General features: G+C 38.3%; 15 protein-coding genes. 8 read left to right on the top strand and 7 right to left on the bottom strand.

The window, feature by feature from the left end:
- Positions 1-84 precede the first annotated feature (84 nt).
- From AABJ51_RS12375 to AABJ51_RS12360, 4 genes are all read left to right on the top strand, one after another.
- Entirely contained in the window at positions 85-1,518 is a 1,434-nt protein-coding gene (locus AABJ51_RS12375) for an NADH-quinone oxidoreductase subunit N (protein WP_338372784.1), read from the top strand.
- A gap of 230 nt (positions 1,519-1,748) precedes the next feature.
- The gene (locus AABJ51_RS12370) at positions 1,749-2,459 is read left to right on the top strand and encodes a MotA/TolQ/ExbB proton channel family protein (RefSeq protein WP_246037476.1); all 711 of its coding nucleotides are present in this window, start codon (positions 1,749-1,751) and stop codon (positions 2,457-2,459) included.
- Between the two features lie 67 nt (positions 2,460-2,526).
- Complete coding sequence (locus tag AABJ51_RS12365) at positions 2,527-2,937, top strand: ExbD/TolR family protein (RefSeq protein WP_026626019.1); 411 nt, start codon at positions 2,527-2,529, stop codon at positions 2,935-2,937.
- Positions 2,938-3,057: 120 nt separating this feature from the next.
- Positions 3,058-5,742 carry an outer membrane beta-barrel protein gene (locus tag AABJ51_RS12360; protein ID WP_338372783.1) on the top strand — a complete coding sequence of 895 codons (2,685 nt, stop codon included), beginning with the start codon at positions 3,058-3,060 and terminating at the stop codon, positions 5,740-5,742.
- Positions 5,743-5,797: 55 nt separating this feature from the next.
- Here AABJ51_RS12360 and AABJ51_RS12355 read toward each other — a convergent pair whose 3' ends face one another.
- The 3 genes from AABJ51_RS12355 to AABJ51_RS12345 all read right to left on the bottom strand — a co-directional run bounded on the left by AABJ51_RS12355 (position 5,798) and on the right by AABJ51_RS12345 (position 7,348).
- Positions 5,798-6,019 carry a DUF2795 domain-containing protein gene (locus AABJ51_RS12355; protein WP_026626020.1) on the bottom strand — a complete coding sequence of 74 codons (222 nt, stop codon included), beginning with the start codon at positions 6,017-6,019 and terminating at the stop codon, positions 5,798-5,800.
- 74 nt (positions 6,020-6,093) lie between these two features.
- Entirely contained in the window at positions 6,094-6,654 is a 561-nt protein-coding gene (locus tag AABJ51_RS12350; RefSeq protein ID WP_338372782.1) for a cob(I)yrinic acid a,c-diamide adenosyltransferase, read from the bottom strand.
- 10 nt (positions 6,655-6,664) lie between these two features.
- Positions 6,665-7,348 carry an O-methyltransferase gene (locus AABJ51_RS12345; RefSeq protein WP_338372781.1) on the bottom strand — a complete coding sequence of 228 codons (684 nt, stop codon included), beginning with the start codon at positions 7,346-7,348 and terminating at the stop codon, positions 6,665-6,667.
- A 255-nt stretch (positions 7,349-7,603) separates the two neighbouring features.
- On the opposite strand from AABJ51_RS12345, the gene AABJ51_RS12340 reads away from it, so the two are divergent.
- The 3 genes from AABJ51_RS12340 (at position 7,604) to floA (ending at position 10,619) form a co-directional block, all read left to right on the top strand.
- The gene (locus tag AABJ51_RS12340; protein ID WP_338372780.1) at positions 7,604-9,025 is read left to right on the top strand and encodes a tetratricopeptide repeat protein; all 1,422 of its coding nucleotides are present in this window, start codon (positions 7,604-7,606) and stop codon (positions 9,023-9,025) included.
- Positions 9,026-9,029: 4 nt separating this feature from the next.
- Complete coding sequence (locus tag AABJ51_RS12335; protein ID WP_321577282.1) at positions 9,030-9,518, top strand: NfeD family protein; 489 nt, start codon at positions 9,030-9,032, stop codon at positions 9,516-9,518.
- Positions 9,519-9,629: 111 nt separating this feature from the next.
- The gene (gene floA / locus AABJ51_RS12330; protein WP_026626025.1) at positions 9,630-10,619 is read left to right on the top strand and encodes a flotillin-like protein FloA; all 990 of its coding nucleotides are present in this window, start codon (positions 9,630-9,632) and stop codon (positions 10,617-10,619) included.
- 53 nt (positions 10,620-10,672) lie between these two features.
- Here floA and AABJ51_RS12325 read toward each other — a convergent pair whose 3' ends face one another.
- Positions 10,673-11,569, bottom strand: coding sequence for a hypothetical protein (locus tag AABJ51_RS12325; protein WP_338372779.1), 897 nt, complete (start codon positions 11,567-11,569; stop codon positions 10,673-10,675).
- A 285-nt stretch (positions 11,570-11,854) separates the two neighbouring features.
- Positions 11,855-12,379 carry an NUDIX hydrolase gene (locus tag AABJ51_RS12320; RefSeq protein WP_026626028.1) on the bottom strand — a complete coding sequence of 175 codons (525 nt, stop codon included), beginning with the start codon at positions 12,377-12,379 and terminating at the stop codon, positions 11,855-11,857.
- 179 nt (positions 12,380-12,558) lie between these two features.
- Between AABJ51_RS12320 and AABJ51_RS12315 the strand changes: the two genes are divergently transcribed.
- Positions 12,559-13,050, top strand: a complete 492-nt coding sequence (locus tag AABJ51_RS12315; RefSeq protein ID WP_338372778.1) for an outer membrane beta-barrel protein — start codon at positions 12,559-12,561, stop codon at positions 13,048-13,050.
- Here AABJ51_RS12315 and AABJ51_RS12310 read toward each other — a convergent pair.
- Together AABJ51_RS12310 and panB are read right to left on the bottom strand one after the other, a co-directional pair.
- Positions 13,040-15,109 carry a DNA topoisomerase 3 gene (locus tag AABJ51_RS12310; RefSeq protein WP_338372777.1) on the bottom strand — a complete coding sequence of 690 codons (2,070 nt, stop codon included), beginning with the start codon at positions 15,107-15,109 and terminating at the stop codon, positions 13,040-13,042. The genes AABJ51_RS12315 and AABJ51_RS12310 overlap by 11 nt on opposite strands.
- A 167-nt stretch (positions 15,110-15,276) precedes the next feature.
- Positions 15,277-16,095 carry a 3-methyl-2-oxobutanoate hydroxymethyltransferase gene (panB, locus tag AABJ51_RS12305; protein WP_338372776.1) on the bottom strand — a complete coding sequence of 273 codons (819 nt, stop codon included), beginning with the start codon at positions 16,093-16,095 and terminating at the stop codon, positions 15,277-15,279.
- Positions 16,096-16,116 lie beyond the last annotated feature (21 nt).

Raw genomic sequence — 16,116 nt, 5'->3', positions numbered from 1 at the left:
TATAAATTAGAAAGTAAAATAGCTTTGGTTTGATCCAAAGAAAGATGGCTAAGGCCTTAAAGTTTAAAATATAGATTTGAAAAGATGGATTTGAGCAATTATTTGTTAATGAAGCCGGAATTATCTCTGATAGGGGTATTTCTAATACTTATTTGTTATGATTTATTCGCTTCAGACAATGCAAAGAAGTATTACTTTCCTTTTGCATGCTTGCTATTCTTAGCACATACTGTTTATTGTTTCTTTATTAATAAAGATACCGGAGAGTCATTCGGTGGTATGTATCTGACGGGTGCTGCTCAGGTGACAATGAAAAGCGTGTTGAATATCGGGGTGTTCTTGATAATGCTTCAGGCTAATGAATGGCTTGGTAAAGCCGAATCTGTTATTAAACGCGGAGAATTCTTCATGTTGACTATCCTTACTTTGCTGGGGATGTATCTGATGATTTCTTCGGGTAATTTTCTTTTATTCTATATCGGGCTCGAAACAGCATCTTTGCCTTTAGCCGCATTAGTTGCTTTTGATAAATATAAACAAAACAGTGCTGAAGCCGGAGCGAAATATATATTCAATGCAATATTTTCGTCTGCGGTAATGATATTCGGACTTTCGTTCTTATACGGAGCTTGCGGTACTCTTTATTTTGCTGATATTTTCCAGAATATATATTCATCGCCACTTATCATAATGGCAATGATTTTTTTCCTTTCGGGCTTATTCTTCAAGTTGTCGTTGGTTCCTTTCCATCTTTGGGCTCCTGATGTATATCAAGGTGCACCTACCAATATTACGCTTTACTTGTCGACCATCTCTAAAGGGGCGGCAGTATTTGCTTTGATGTTGATTCTGTATAAAGTATTTCCTGCATTGGAAGTCGTATGGCATCCTCTAATCTGGATTATCATATTAATAACTATCACTGTCGGTAACCTATTTGCACTTCGTCAGAGGAATATGAAAAGATTCCTGGCATTCTCTTCTATCTCGCAGGCCGGTTATATCATGTTGGGTGTTTTCAGTGGAAGTACATTGGGGATGGCAGCTACAATATTTTATGTATTTGTTTATGTCTTCTCTAATCTGGCTGCTTTTGGTGTGATCACCAGCATTGAAAATAAGACCGGAAAGGTGAATATGAATGACTATGACGGACTTTATTACAGTAATCCGAAGTTGGCTTTGGTAATGATGATCTCGATGTTCTCTTTGGGTGGTATCCCTCCTACAGCAGGATTTTTCAGTAAGTTATTTGTCTTTATGTCGGCTATGGAATCCGGTAACCCTGCAAATACGATATTGGTATTTCTGGCATTGGTAAATACTGTGATATCTTTGTTCTACTACTTGTTGGTGGTGAAGGCGATGTTTATAAAGAAAACAAACGATCCTATCGAAAACCTGCAAACAGACGGATATCTGAAAATATCGTTGGTTTGTTCTATGATAGGTATTTTCTTTATCGGAGTTATCAGTTGTTTCTACGAGTACATCAACTCGGTAAGTTTCGGTTTCTAATATTCGAATAATATATTTTATAGAGATAACTAGCAGTTATGCTTATAAAAAATAATAAAAAGGTTTGAGACCTTAGAACTAAATTCGATAAACATTGTTTCTATGTTTATCGAATTAGTTATTTTTAGCCTGTTATAAAGTTTCAGCGCTTACCTCTCTTCATATGTGAAATATGACAGGTAGTTATGATGCTGAAACGAATCATTTTTTCCTAATCTTTTCGTTCTCTTATGATGAATTTATTTATTTTGTTGCAATCGGCAACTTCTACATTAGAACCTGCGGCAACTGCTGCTCCGGAGAGTTATTTTAGCTTGATTTTAAAAGGTGGATGGGTAATGATTCCCATTGCCATACTCTCGGTACTTTCGATTTATTATATAATTGAACGTTGGATGACGATAAGTAAAGTTGGTAAACGTGATTCTATCTGGCAATCGCGTATTATTGAGCTTATTTCGGAAGGAAAAACAGATCGGGCGTTGAATTTCTGTTTCGAAAAACCTTATATTCTGGGTAAAGTTGTTGCCGCAGGATTAAAAGAAGAATCAGAACCTATCAGTGAGATAGAGCAGACAATGGAAATCGAAGCCCGTCAGCAGATCTCAAAACTCGAAAATCATATGAATTACTTGGGTATTATAGCATCTATTGCGCCCATGCTTGGTTTTTTGGGAACTATTTTTGGTGTGATTACTATCTTTTATAATATTTCTCAGACAGCGGATCTTGATATTGCTACCATCTCGGATGGATTATATCAAAAAATGATTTGTTCGGGAGCCGGTCTTTTGGTCGGTATTGTGGCTTATTCGGGATACTATGTTTTAAACGGGCGTATTGATAAGATAACATCTAATCTGGATAAGGATTCGAATGATGCCTTAAAAGCTCTTAAAAACCGTAGGAGGAGTCAAGTGATAGATCATTCGGCTGAATGATCTATGGCCGTTTTACTGAAAATGCAATAAATAGGTCTGTGACCCTAATGAGTAATTATAACTATAGATGAAAATAGAACGTCGAAAAAATAGAGCAGCAGAAGTTTATACAGCTTCATTGAATGATATCATGTTTTTCTTGTTATTATTCTTTCTGATTGTATCGACTATGGTGACTCCTGCCGCAATACGTGTATTATTGCCTAACTCATCGACTGCAGAAAAGGTTGCAACTAAGAAAAATATCACTCTGATCATAACATCCGATCTTAAGTATTATGTAAATGATAAGCAGGTGACGTTTGATACCTTGGAACAGGAACTGGTGAACTCTATCGGTGAAAGACACGATGGTGATGATGTCAATGTGTTGCTGCAGGCAGATAAAATGTTAAATCTGCAAGATATTGTTAATGTAATAGATATCGGTAATAAATTGCATGTCAAGATGGTGCTGTTTACCGAAAAGAATAATTAGTCTATATCCGGAGCCATTATATAGAAGAGTATCATACTAGATGCTCTTTTTTTTCGTTATATTCCAAGAGTCACTTTTGGAAAGAAGAGTGGATTGATAATAGAAAAATAGTAGTTGTTGGTGAAATATCTATATGTATTTCTTCTTTTATGCTTATCTGTTGCAGCTTATTCCCAGACTATAACCGGTATTGTTCGGGATAGTTTGAAGAATGAGCCGATTTCTTATGCCTCTATCCGTTTGTTGAAAGCTCAGGACAGTACTTATGTTTCAGGGGCGGTGACAAATGATTCGGGCGAATTTTCTATTCCGGCAAAAAGAGGTCGTTATATTCTTGATGTATCTTGTGTAAACTATCAGAAAAAGAAATATCCGATATATATAAACGACAGATCGAAGGTCGAATTGAATACCATTCTATTGAAATTCGCAGAATACAGTATTGGCGAAGCTGTGGTAATAGCTCCAGTTCCTGATATTGTGGTAAGAGGAGATACAATAGAATACAACGCCGACGCTTACAGGGTGGGAGAAGATGCTCTTCTTCAGGATTTGGTCAGGCGTATGCCCGGGATAGAAGTGAGCTCCGATGGTAAGCTGATGGCTAACGGCAAAATTATCTCGAAGATACTGATAGATGGAAAAGAATTCTTTGATAATGATATAGATTTGGCTCTGAAGAATTTGCCTGCCTCAATGGTGAATAAACTACAGTTGTTTAAAGAGCAGTCGGACATGTCTAAAGTGACCGGATTCAAAGATAATAATGCCGAGCAAGTCTTAAACCTCACAGTAAAGGAGGGCATGAAAAAATCGGTGTTTGGTAATGCCCGTGTAGGATACGGTACTGATGACCGCTATGCTAATAAGTTCAATGCAAACTATATGGAAGATGATAACCAGTTTGCTGTTATAGGTAATTTGAATAATGTTACCGATAATTTTGAGTATAGTGGTGTTTCGAGCCAATACGACGGGATAACAAAAGAGCGAAATCTGAGTACAAACTTCAATATACAGCGCAATAGTAAAATTTCGGTTGGAGGGAATGTGAGGTATGAAGACAATGACAATCTGTTTAAGATGGACAGTAATACCCAGACTTTTATAGAAGGAGGAAACCGGATGAGTACTCAGTCGTCTTCGTCTAATAATAGAAAGCGGAATCTGACCTTCTCTCTGAATTCTAAATGGACGCCGGATTCTCTGACAACTGTATATACTCGTATGAGTGTGTCTACCGGAACTGCCGATGACGTGCGTAAGAGTAATTCTCTTTCTTATATGCAAAATCAAAAAGATTCGACTTCCGGATGGTCTGATTATATAACACAGGGAGATGTATATAACTTAAACGGATCGTTGGTTATCGGACGAAAATTAAATGCAAAAGGCCGGAATATCAGCTTGAGTTTGACCGGAGCTTTCAGAGGGTCTCAGGATGACGGGACGAACTATTCTTTTACCCGGTACCAGTCTTTAAATTCGACAAAGATATTAGATCAGAAACTTGATATTAGCAGTTCGGGAAATAACTGGGGGGTGATGCTCTCTTATGTAGAGCCATTGGATACTCATCATTCTCTGCAATTTTCGTACAATTACCGTCAGGATTATTCGGGCAGAGATCGTTCTACTTTTCGTAGGGATCCTGAAGGAGAATATACTGTAATAGATACAGCATATACCAGAAACTCATTATCTCGTTATTCGACTCAGCGATTTAATGTCGGATTTCAATCTATTCATGAGAAATATGAATATACAATTGGATTCAGCGTTGATCCTACACACTCAAAGAACAGATCAACGGTAAGAGATTCTATTATAGAAAAGCAAACACAGAGTGTAGTCAATTTCTCTCCTTCTTTTAAGTTTACATACCGTCCGAAAAGTAATGCTACATTTGACTTTGATTATTACGGGACTACCGAACATCCTACTTTGAGACAGATGTCTGCTGATACAATCATTCTCGATGCGTTGTCCCGAACGTACGGAAATCCCGATTTAAAACCCAGCTTCGATAATAATATAAGTATGTATTATCAGGTATCGGATTATGAGAAAGGGGCTTTCTTTATGATTACTGCATCTGGAAATTATATAGCCAATAAGATTGTAGATTATACAATTACAGATAAAGACGGGAACGTTGAGAGTTCTTATCGTAACGTTAAAGGTAATTGGGGTATGAATGGTGGTATTATGTTTAATACACCTCTTAAAAATAAGAAGTTTACGGTAGATAACAGTTCTTTTGCTTACTTTGTCCGTAATATCGGATACTCTAATGGAGCGAAGAATATTACATATAACCTGACCTTGAGCGAATCTTTTTCGATAAGCTATAAGTCGGAAAAATTCGACCAGCGCCTGCAAGCGAATGTCGCATTTAATATTACACGCAATAATTTATCTCAAGAAGGAGATTTGGGTACCTCTAATCTTGGAGTGAAGTCTTCAACGATGATTAAGTTTCCGTATGATATCTCCCTGCAGAACGAAGTCAGCTATACTTATAATCATGGATACTCTGCTGCATTTAAGAATTCGGAGTTGTTATGGAATCTTTCTTTGTCGAAGCAATTTATGAAAAAGAAAGCCGGAACCGTTAAGGTACAGTGTTATGATCTATTGGCTGATCGGAATAATCTGTTACGTGTTGTATCCGGTAATTATATCTCTGATACTAAAACCAACATGATAGGGAGATATGTGTTAGTGAGCTTCAATTACAGGTTTAATATTCTGAACGGCAAAATATCATCTGCTGCACAAGATACAGACTCGTACAACTATTAATAGAAAAGAGCAGAATTTATAGTTCTGCTCTTTCTGTTTTCATTTACGACCTTTATCAATACTCGTCTTCGTTAAAGAAGAAGTCTTCTTTACTTGGATAATCCGGCCAAATATCTTCGATTGTGTCAAATATTTCACCCTCATCTTCAAGCTCCTGAAGGTTTTCTATAACTTCTAAGGGCGCACCCGAACGTTGAGCATAGTCAATTAGTTCATCCTTTGTAGCAGGCCATGGTGCATCTTCTAATTTTGATGCTAATTCTAGAGTCCAATACATAGTGATATATTTTTATTTGTTCCTTTAATTTATTATCCCAGTTTTTATTTTCGGCAAAAATAAACTAATATTTCTTATAAACAAGAAGTATCCCAAAATATTTCTTTACCATCTTTATTACATTCTCTTCGGGCAATAATAAAGAAGTAATCTGAAAGCCGATTTACGAATTTCATTATATTATCTTCTACAGGATATTCATCTTTTACTTTGTAAATACATCTCTCTGCCCGTCTTGCTACAGTACGGCATAGATGTGCCCGGGCAGCGGCTTCACTGCCTCCGGGTAATACAAATTGTCTTAGGCGGGGTAGTTCGCTGTCTATACGATCCATTTCCGATTCGAGCATTGAAATATTATCTTCTGTGATAATACTTGCAGCCTTAGGGGCGATGGCTTCTGTTTCTGTTGCCAGATACGATCCAACGGTAAATAGTTTATGCTGAATAAAAGATAATACTTTAAGAGTTTCTTCGTCCTTTATCTGGCAGATAAGTAGACCGACGAACGAATTTAGTTCGTCAATAGTTCCATATGCGTCCAATCTGACATGCGATTTCGGAACCCGTGTTCCTCCGACTAAAGCAGTTGTGCCTTTATCTCCGGTTTTTGTATATACTAAGCTTTTTTTCATATCGATAGTCTCAATAACTGAGTTTAAAATTACGTTTATAGTATTTCGGATTGAAGAACAATATACCAACATGAAACAAGTCCATTGATACTCTTACCTCATTACATCCGATTAGTCTTTTCCATAACATTTGATGTTTCCTGTTTGTTCGGATACCATCAACTATAATGAAACTATTTTCGTTGATCAATGAGAGAAGGTATTCTATGAGGGTTGTATGATCGGCTTCGTAATTTCGTAAATTCAGCAAAATACAATCGAGGGGTTTGTCAACCTGAGGAAATTTCTCATGAGATAAGCGGATGTTGTATCCCCATTTATTGTATAATCGGTCGATTGCTTCTTTTTTATTGAGATCAGTTTCTACTGAAGTGCAAATACATTGCTTCGAAGCTACAGTGAGGTAAAGTGTATTTATTCCGGATCCGGCTCCCAGTTCAAGTATCCTTTTTGCATTGAAATAGTTTACACACTTAAACAATAGCCTTTCGAACTTATTTTCATTGAACGTGATGTCCGGTTGTGATAAGATAAACTCACGGATATCATTATATGCGTAATACGGAGACTTTTCTTCAATTACTTTGGTTATGAAATTGAAGACAAACGGAGAGTGTATTCCGTGTCCTTTGTGATGTCTCACCTTATATAGTATGCGGGTGCCTGTGCGAGACAGGCGGTAAATCTTTGGCATATGATGTCCTTCTTTTAAGGAAGATACAAAAATATAATCTTCTTTGCAAATTAAAAACACAGCTTGAAAAAAGAATGCCTCCTCTCTAAAAGGAAGAGGATAAGTAGCTAAGTGTATTTAATTATGCATCTTTAAATATGTAAACGGCTTAGTCTATTATACTTCCTATATCAATAAAAAGGTCTAAGAGCTTAATGTCCTTAACATATTATTTTTTATCTTTGATTACCAACTGTGTTTTAAACGTTGATTTGTATGAAATATTGGAGTCTGACTATATTATTGTTCTTGTTTTTTGGTGCGAGTGCTCAAAATACAAAAGAGCTGGTTCAGGCGAAGGCCGATTATAAAAATGGAGCTTTCGACAAAGTCTTACCTGTTTTCGAAAGGGAATATAATGCGAAACCCAATGATGCATCTCTTAACTTATGGTATGGAGTATGTTTGGTTGAGACAGGCGGTGACCTGAAAAAGGCTGAAGAATGTCTTCTGATTGCATCGAAAAGGAACTTGCCCGAATCATACCTGTATCTTGGTGACTTGTATATAAAAGAGTACCGAGTTAGTGAGGCTGAAGAACTGCTGCAACGGTACGCAAAGGCTCGTCCTCGTGAAAAGGAATCGGTTTTGGCTCCCTATAATCAAGCTTTGGATAAAATGCAAAAGGCAATATCCAGAACAGAGGATATTCAGATCATTGATAGCTTGATTGTGGATAAACAGTCTTTATTGTCGGCATATAAGTTATCTCCCGAGGTAGGAAGTTTGTCTCGATATCAGGATATCTTCGAATCAAAGGGCAATGTAGAATCAGTTGTGTATATCAATCAAAAAGGCTCTAAGATTTATTTCGGCGAACCATCTAAGTCTAAGTATACTCTTTATTCTATGGATAAGCTTTTGTCGGGATACGGCAATAAGAAAGCTTTGTCTGCCGATAACTTCGGATTGGATGGAGATGCGAATTATCCGTTTGTTTTAACTGACGGATCGACAATCTATTTTTCAGCAAAAGACGATAATGGTTTGGGTGGATATGATATCTATGTAACCCGTTATAACTTCAATAACGATTCGTTTCTTACCCCCGAGTTATTGAATATGCCTTTTAACTCTCCCGCAAATGATTATCTTTATGTCTTTGACGAAGAGAAGGGTGTCGGTTGGTTTGCTACTGACCGCTTTCAACCTGAGGGGAAAGTCTGCATATATACTTTTATACCTAACGAAGAAGTTAAACTTGTCGAGAGTGACGATGACAAGTATATCGAAAGCAGGGCTCGTATAACATCAATCAGAAATACATGGCAACCTGGAAAAGACTACCGCTCGATAAGAGAAAAGGCTAAGAAGGAGGTTGCTAAAGTAGAGACGAAATCAATAGACTTTACGTTTATTGTTGATGACAGCAGGATTTATCACTTTTACTCAGACTTTAAGAGTACAAAGGCTCGTACGATGTTTCAAGACTTACAGTCAAAACAGAAGAGTCTGGATATTTTAAATGATAATCTGGAAACCAAGCGTCTCGATTACAGTAAAGCCTCTGCTGCTCAGAAGAAATCTTTATCAGCGATAATTGTCGATCTTGAAAAATCACAGGAGCAATTGATGAAGACTATTTCTGACTTGGAAGTGAATACCAGAAACGAAGAAATTAAGGTAAACCGTAATTAAGAATATGACCGTCGAAATTATTATAATCGTTTGTTTGATAGTGATAGGAGTAGCCTTGATGCTGGCTGAGATATTCTTGTTGCCCGGCATCTCTATTGCCGGAATTGCAGGTGGTGTTATGATGGTGGGCAGTATCGTGTATGCCTTCTATTATGTGGATGCAACTGCCGGATACGTTACTATAGCTGCCAATATAATTATTGGAGTAGGGGCTTTTGTGTTTGTCATCAAATCGAATGCACTCGATCATATTGCCCTTAAAACTGATATAGATGCCGTGGTTGAACAACCCGAAATACAAACCCTATCGGTTGGGGATAAGGGAATTGCTTTATCCCGCCTGAATCCTATCGGAAAAGTCGAATTCAACAATGAATCTGTTGTTGAAGCCAAGTCTGTAACGGGCGAATTTATAGACGAGGGTGAAAACGTCGAAATCGTTCATGTCGAGAAATCAACCGTGCTGGTAAAGCCTAGTGCCATACCGGTATAAATAAGGTCGAAGACCTATTTATATAACAACCAGAGCTTATTATAAATTGAAAATATATCATTAAGTACTTGTACTTGCATTTGCTTATTAACATTAAAACCTGAATAAATTATGCCGATTTTATTTGTCGCAATTGCAGTATTAGCAGTCATACTTCTGCTGATATTCTTTTATTACGTTCCGTTCTTCTTGTGGATTAATGCAATCTCTGCGGGAGTTCGGGTTTCATTGATACAGCTGTTTCTGATGCGTATTCGCCGGGTTCCTCCCCGTACTATCGTCACAGCTATGATAGAGGCTCATAAAGCAGGATTGAAAACAATCACGAGAGACGAACTGGAGGCTCACTATCTGGCAGGCGGTCATGTCGAAAAAGTTGTACATGCTCTTGTATCTGCTTCTAAAGCTAATATAGATCTTTCGTTTCAGATGGCTACAGCAATAGACCTTGCGGGTCGTGATGTATTTAATGCTGTACAGATGTCGGTAAACCCGAAAGTTATAGATACACCTCCTGTTACGGCAGTTGCCAAAGATGGTATTCAGCTGATAGCTAAAGCCCGTGTAACGGTTCGTGCCAATATCAAACAGTTAGTCGGAGGAGCAGGTGAAGAAACCATATTAGCCCGTGTGGGTGAAGGTATTGTATCGTCGATCGGTTCATCCGACAGTCATAAATCGGTGTTGGAAAATCCCGACTCTATATCTAAACTTGTATTGCGTAAAGGTCTTGATGCCGGTACTGCATTTGAGATCCTTTCAATTGATATTGCCGATATCGATATAGGTAAGAATATCGGAGCTGTATTACAGATCGATCAGGCACAAGCCGATAAAAATATTGCTCAGGCAAGAGCTGAAGAACGTCGTTCGATGGCGGTGGCTCTTGAACAGGAAATGAAGGCGAAAGCTCAGGAAGCCCGTGCTAAAGTGATTGAAGCGGAAGCCGAGATACCAAAAGCGATGGCAGAAGCTCTCCGCAGCGGCAATCTTGGGGTGATGGATTATTATAAAATGCAGAATATCCAGGCCGATACCGAAATGCGTGACTCTATCGCACGTCCTTCAGGAGGAAGCAATAGTAAAACGGATAAAAAATAATCATTATATCAAAGAGCATAAGGCGGTTGTTTCGGAAGATACAACCGCTATTTTTATATCATATTGAATGTACCTTCGTTCGGATAGATTAGAAGATATTCTTCGGTCTTTTCATCAGCATAGGCGATTTTAACGCCTGCAAACATAAGTCCGTCTTCCTCTAATGCTTCAATAATTGTTTCCGTTGCGATGTCTTTATCTACCACATAGCAGAAGAATGTTGCTATGTCAAAGGCGTAGTCTCCTCCGTCGCAATGTCCGTTTCCCGTCCATCCCAAACAATTATTCAAACAAGCCTCTATGTCTTCAATCTGCTTGTCGATGGCGGAAGGTTTGGTATTCTTTTCCACCGGATATTGTATGATCAGTTCGGTGAGATTGATGTTTTCGCTATAACCCCGCTCTTGATATGTTTTGATGGCTTTAGCCATAGCTATTCGTGGAGGAAGGTGGTCTTCGTCACTTGGTTTGGCGAAGCTTTCAGTTTCACCGATTTCGCCAAGAATGCCTTCGTGAGATGTAAGGATGTCTTCTTCATCTATCCACATTTCGAAATAGTGAATCTGCCCTTCTGTATTTTTATACAGTTTGACCATGTCTCTTTCTTCTTCCTCTTTGAAGGTCGATGTATCGTCAGACCATGAGCGAAGGTCGGGTAACTTACAGTCGGTATAATAATCATCAAATAGATGGATTACCTCTTCATTGTTGCTGTACCGTTTACTAAGATGCTTGAAGTCGTCATCCGAACCGAATACCAGTCGTGTCTCTACCTTATATTGACCTGCTTCAATACTTATCTGTAGGTAGATGCTGTTATCTATAGGACTTTTCGGTTCGAGTATAATGTAGCAATCTTCGTCTTCTTTCAAAGACAAAATTGCTTGTTTTAGAATCTCTTTATCGTGTTTGCGAACAGAATCTCCGTTCTCTATTAGTTTAAATTGCATTATATCTTGTTTTTTTTAGATTATATTGAAAAGGTTACAAAAGTAACGGAGTCAATGAATAGTTATCAATAAACAATTATCAGTAATCAATTTCAAAAAGGTAACAAAGGTGACGTCAAAATTGTACTTCTTCGGTTGTTCCTTTTTTTCTTGTAACCCCTTTTTATTGATCATTCTTAAAAAAAGGTTACAAAGGTGACTCACTTTATGTACACTTTTCATTGTTACTTTTTCCTCTTTCAGTTGGTCACTGTTAACAGCCTTTCTCTATAGATAAAAATAATCTTATTTGTATTTTTCGAGTAAATTGTCAATGCCCGAGTTTAAGAAATGCTTGAAGTCCAATTCGAAATTAGGTGTGAAAATATCTTTTCCCAATTGATCTGCTATTTCTGAAATATTCCAGAACCTCCCGTCTGTAACCTCGTTCATATCGGCATGAGGAGTTTCATTAGAAATAGAATAAAAGCAGTAAGTGAGTTCTCTTTCTCTATCTGTTTCGATAATGTATTTTTGGATAAAATGTATGGTTACGTCTTGTAGCCCTATTTCTTCTCGCGCTTCGCGTTTAGCTGCAATTTCGGGCGTTTCACCCAGATCTATATGTCCGCCTACCGATGAGTCCCACTTATTGGGTTGTATGTCTTTAGTTGCTGATCTTTTTTGGAGATATAATTCGCCCTTACTGTTAAATATATGGAGGTGTATAACCGGATGTAAAAGCTTCGATCCGCTATGGCATTCTTTTCGGGAGGCTTGTCCTATAACATTGCCATCTTCATCTACCAGCGGGAAAATTTCTTCTTGCATTCTTTTTTGTACAAAGATAATTCTTTTTGTTCTTTTTCTGTAGTTTAGATCCCTTATCGGAAATATCCCCGTACGTAAGAAAACCCATTCACTCAATCAGAAACTGAATCTCATTATTTTTAGGTATTGATGGTGAATATAAGAATATCTACTTTTGAGAAACACTAATCTCATAATATATGAAAAAGACACTTATCACAATTTTATTTGCAGTACTATGTATTTGTACTTACGCTCAAAAATCGTCACTCGTATTTGACCTGAACTATCGTTCTAAGATTGATGATGCCAAATATGGTATAGGAGCCAATTATCGTTACTCTCTGCCATATAATATCCGTTTAGCAGCAAATGTTACAGCTTATATTCCTTCGGATAGTAACTTGGGTTTAGATATAAGTATTAACGGTCACTATCTGGTGAATATAATAGATAACTTTCGGCTTTATCCTGTAATTGGGGTTGTTGCAAGCAACCATAGTTTTTCGGCTGTTCCGAACAACCGAAATATAACGGATTTTGGCTGTAATCTAGGATTGGGAGCCGAGTTTGACTTATCTGATCGCGGGTTTTTGAATTTCGAATTTAATCAGTTATTATTGAAAAAAGAGAAGCCCGAATGGTATTCTAATTATGCAATCTTTTCGATAGGGTATGGCATCAGGTTTTAAGAAATTTTCTTAATTCGTCATTGCTCATATTTTCTACATTGCCATCGAACGGAAGGCGGTAAGTACATCCTGCTTTCCATTCCGAGCAACCATATGCCGCTTTTCCTTTCAGCAGTTTTCCTTTTTTGCAAAGAGGGCAGGTAACTTCTTTATCTGTTTTCTTTGCTGATGCTTTTGCTTTCTTTTCTCCGGTGTCTTCTTTTTTCTTTCTCGGTGAAGATTTCTTCTCCGGATTTTTTTCGGGTTCTTTTACTTCTTCTATCTCGATAGATTTTTGACTCCAATCGTTTCTTACATTAGTGACTACCTGTATCAGCATTTGCTTCAGTTCATCAATGAAAATCCGCGTGTCATATTGGCTGCGCTCTATCTGTCTCAGCTTATTTTCCCATATTCCGGTTAATTCTGCCGATTTAAGCAGCTCTTCCTGAATGGTTTGTATTAGCTGTACACCGGTGATCGTTGCAAAGAGGTTTTTCTTTTCTTTGCGTATGTAATTCCGTTTAAATAAGGTTTCTATAATAGCTGCACGGGTTGAGGGGCGGCCAATTCCATTTTCTTTTAAGGCGTCTCTCAATTCTTCATTATCCACTAACTTTCCGGCGGTTTCCATTGCACGCAGCAGAGTTGCTTCTGTGTAATATTTAGGAGGGGTAGTCCATTTTTCGTTTAATGATGGTTCATGTGGACCGTTTTCACCTTTTATAAAATCGGGAAGAATATTTTCTTCGTCTTTGTTATTATTTTCATCATCGGCAGAATTATTAGCTGATTGTTTTTCGAAAACAACACGCCATCCCGGATCCAGTATTTGTTTTCCGGTTACTTTAAATTCTACTTTAGCGGCTTCTCCCAGAACGGTTGTTGTGGATACTTTACAATTCGGATAAAAAACAGCGATGAAGCGGCGTGTGATCAGATCGTAAACCTTGCGTTCGTTTTCGCTGATGGCTGTTGCTCTTACACCTGTTGGAATGATAGCATGGTGGTCGGTAACCTTGCTGTTGTCGAATACTTTTTTCGACTTCTTTATTTTACTTGCCAATACAGGTTCTACCAGGGTTTCATACCCATATAGTCCTTTAAGGGTAGCAGGTACTTTCGGAAAAATATCGTCACTCAGAAAAGTGGTATCTACACGAGGGTAGGTGGTCAGCTTCTTTTCATAAAGGGACTGAATTGTTTTTAGTGTGTCTTCTGCCGAGAAGGCGAATTTTTTGTTGCATTCTACTTGCAGCGATGTAAGGTCGAATAGTCTTGGAGGATACTCTTCTCCATTTTTAGTCGTAACATCTGTAACTTCGAAGATACTGTCTTTTATTTCATCGAGAAATTTTGTTCCTTCTTCGACAGTAGTAAATCTGCCTTTTGTAGCCGAAAATGTCGTATCCCTGTAGATGGTTTTAAGTTCCCAATAAGGTTCTGGCTTGAAATTTTCTATTTCGAGTTGTCTGTTTACTATCAGTGCCAGAGTAGGAGTTTGTACACGTCCGATGGATAATACCGATTTGTTTTGTCCGTATTTAACTGTGTATAGACGGGTCGCATTCATCCCAAGCAGCCAATCGCCGATGGCACGGGATAATCCAGCTTCGTATAGTTTATCGAATTCTTTTTGCTCCCTCAGTTTCTGAAAACCTTCACGGATGGCATCTTCGGTAAGCGATGATATCCAGAGTCTCTTAACCGGGCACTTGCATTGGGCTTTCTGCATTACCCACCGTTGGATCAATTCTCCTTCTTGTCCCGCATCACCGCAGTTTATCACTTCGTCTGCTTTGGCTATAAGGTTTTCAATTACACCGAATTGTTTGATTACACCGTCATTGTCCAGCAGCTTTATTCCAAATCGGGGAGGTATCATCGGTAACACATCTAAAGACCAGCGTTTCCATTGCGAATAGTATTCGTGGGGTTCTTTGAGTGTACAGAAGTGCCCGAATGTCCAGGTCACCTGATATCCATTCCCTTCAAAGTAGCCGTCTTTTTTACTGTTGGCTCCTAATACATTGGCAATTTCACGGGCTACACTGGGCTTTTCGGCTATACAAACTTTCATTATCGCTTTGGGTATTCTTTAGTTTCGATCAGTAAATATAATTAAGGTCTAAACCTCTTTTATTGCTTTGGTTATTTCTATGTCTCTAAATAAAACCAAGGCTGCAATTATGCCTTTTCGACAGATTGCAGCCTGTGTGTCTTTATCTTCTTTATCTGTCAGAGATGTTAATAGCTTTCGTTCTGGTTGGGGAAGTCACTGGTTTTTACATCCTCTATATAGCTCTGTACCGCTTTGGTCATTATTGTATGTAAGTCGGCATAACGGCGCAAAAATTTAGGGGAGAATCCCTTATTTATACCGAGCATATCGTGTATAACCAAAACCTGTCCGTCAACCTCTCCTCCTGCACCAATACCTATAATGGGGATACTTAATTCTTTAGATGCCTGTCCGGCGAGTTGAGCCGGGATTTTTTCCAGAACAATACCGAAACAACCTATCGATTCGAGTAAGCGGGCATCTTCGAGTAGCTTCTTGGCTTCGTCTCCATCTTTGGCTCTTACTGCGTAAGTTCCGTATTTATTGATGGACTGAGGCATTAATCCCAAATGTCCCATAACGGGTATTCCTGCATCGATTATTTTCTTTATATCGTCAATTATTTCTTTACCGCCTTCTATTTTCAAAGCATCGGCTCCGGTTTCTTTCATGATGCGGATGGCCGATTCCAAAGATTGAGTAGGATTTCCCGAGCATGTCCCGAAGGGCATATCTATAACAACTAATGCGCGCTTAACACCATTCACTACTGATTTTCCGTGATAGATCATCTGATCGAGGGTCATGGGTAGGGTGGTGACATTACCGGCCATTACATTTGATGCTGAATCTCCTACAAGGATAACATCCATCCCCGCTTGATCAACAATCGACGCCATCGAAAAATCATATGAAGTAAGCATTGATATTTTCTCGCCTCGCTGTTTCATTTCCTGAAGGCGGTGTGTGGTTACTTTCCTGTTATCTTCTGTATAAGTTGACATGATAGTTTAAATAAAAAATAA

This window comes from Indolivaga capnocytophagoides (assembly GCF_036511535.1).
Classification (GTDB): domain Bacteria; phylum Bacteroidota; class Bacteroidia; order Bacteroidales; family Dysgonomonadaceae; genus Dysgonomonas_A; species Dysgonomonas_A capnocytophagoides.
The sequence above is the reverse complement of the archived record's forward strand: the minus strand, read 5'-3'. Positions and strand labels throughout refer to the sequence as shown.

Bases quoted from the DNA above. Each gene is read 5' to 3' on its own strand.
- AABJ51_RS12350 (WP_338372782.1), bottom strand. From the start codon at position 6,654: ATGAAAAAAAGCTTAGTATATACAAAAACCGGAGATAAAGGCACAACT.
- AABJ51_RS12340 (WP_338372780.1), top strand. From the start codon at position 7,604: ATGAAATATTGGAGTCTGACTATATTATTGTTCTTGTTTTTTGGTGCG.
- AABJ51_RS12345 (WP_338372781.1), bottom strand. From the start codon at position 7,348: ATGCCAAAGATTTACCGCCTGTCTCGCACAGGCACCCGCATACTATAT.
- AABJ51_RS12315 (WP_338372778.1), top strand. From the start codon at position 12,559: ATGAAAAAGACACTTATCACAATTTTATTTGCAGTACTATGTATTTGT.
- AABJ51_RS12370 (WP_246037476.1), top strand. From the start codon at position 1,749: ATGATGAATTTATTTATTTTGTTGCAATCGGCAACTTCTACATTAGAA.
- AABJ51_RS12355 (WP_026626020.1), bottom strand. From the start codon at position 6,019: ATGTATTGGACTCTAGAATTAGCATCAAAATTAGAAGATGCACCATGG.
- AABJ51_RS12365 (WP_026626019.1), top strand. From the start codon at position 2,527: ATGAAAATAGAACGTCGAAAAAATAGAGCAGCAGAAGTTTATACAGCT.
- floA (WP_026626025.1), top strand. From the start codon at position 9,630: ATGCCGATTTTATTTGTCGCAATTGCAGTATTAGCAGTCATACTTCTG.
- AABJ51_RS12335 (WP_321577282.1), top strand. From the start codon at position 9,030: ATGACCGTCGAAATTATTATAATCGTTTGTTTGATAGTGATAGGAGTA.
- AABJ51_RS12375 (WP_338372784.1), top strand. From the start codon at position 85: ATGGATTTGAGCAATTATTTGTTAATGAAGCCGGAATTATCTCTGATA.
- AABJ51_RS12310 (WP_338372777.1), bottom strand. From the start codon at position 15,109: ATGAAAGTTTGTATAGCCGAAAAGCCCAGTGTAGCCCGTGAAATTGCC.
- panB (WP_338372776.1), bottom strand. From the start codon at position 16,095: ATGTCAACTTATACAGAAGATAACAGGAAAGTAACCACACACCGCCTT.
- AABJ51_RS12320 (WP_026626028.1), bottom strand. From the start codon at position 12,379: ATGCAAGAAGAAATTTTCCCGCTGGTAGATGAAGATGGCAATGTTATA.
- AABJ51_RS12325 (WP_338372779.1), bottom strand. From the start codon at position 11,569: ATGCAATTTAAACTAATAGAGAACGGAGATTCTGTTCGCAAACACGAT.